This is a genomic window from Vibrio sp. 2033 (assembly GCF_033339735.1).
The window spans coordinates 1-978 of sequence record NZ_JAWOVC010000135.1 but is presented as its reverse complement, the minus strand read 5'-3'; the positions used below and the strand labels follow the sequence as shown (position 1 = coordinate 978).

Annotated in this window: 1 protein-coding gene; it reads right to left on the bottom strand. The window is 46.6% G+C overall.

Features of this window, described 5'->3' with window-relative positions:
• Window positions 1-776 (bottom strand): ABC transporter substrate-binding protein (locus tag R7P74_RS25135; RefSeq protein ID WP_318123360.1); only part of this gene is annotated, 776 nt, incomplete at its 3' end.
• Window positions 777-978 lie beyond the last annotated feature (202 nt).

The window sequence follows — 978 nt, the reverse complement described above, 5'->3', positions numbered from 1 at the left end:
AACGCAACAGCCATTTTTTGATTTTCAGAAACAGGGCCAATGACTTTTATTTCTCCCGGCCATTTTTCTAAAGCAATTAATGTGTCTGCTACATCCAATAAGGTACTTTCAGCATCATTTTTCATGATGGCAGGTACCATTTCGTTTAGGAGTCGTTTGCCATCGGGCAAAATCACTTTGGCACCCGTGTCGTACAAGTCGTAAAGGTTTGGGTCTAGGCACGAATGCTCTAGCGCCAACACTTCTCGTCCATCGATCAACTCTTTCACTGTCTTGACGTCTTCGTCGATCGAGCCACTTGGCTTAATTGGACTTAAACTTGAATCGGTACGAGAAACAAGCCATACCGCCGATGGGAAGTAGTCCTGAGAAAAGTCCAATACCTCTTCCCGCCAATCCAAAATCGTCACGCCATTGGCGATCAGATCACCCTCAATTGGCACACTGCCACCCACGACTGCGCGGTTGTGTCGGTATTGAACATCTTGACCTGTCAGCTTACCGACCATGTCACTCCACTGAGCCGGTACGTACTCATATCGCACACCTAACGAGCTCGCAAATCCTTTTACGATATCGACATCTAATCCTGTCAGCGTGTGCATTTCACCTTGCTCGATGTAAGAAACAAAGTTGGCATAAGGCACACCGATATGACGAAGCACACCACGTTCACGGATTTCTTTAAGGTCATTAGACCAAGCCGAAGAAGACATCACGGACGCTGCCAAAATCGCCACAGCAGTGATGGTTCGTTTAAGTGTTTTGACTGACATTGTGTATATCCTTCCCTTCAACAAAGCGCCCATAAATGGGCGCTTGAGTGATAAACAACGACGTTAGAACGAGTAGTACAGATCAGCAATCGCTTCGACCAATCCTTCTACATCTCGCTCATCATGGAACAAGTGTGTAGAGATACGAAGCGCGTACGTGTCGTGTCCATCATCTTTGTACAGCTTGAAGTTCGTTGTACGG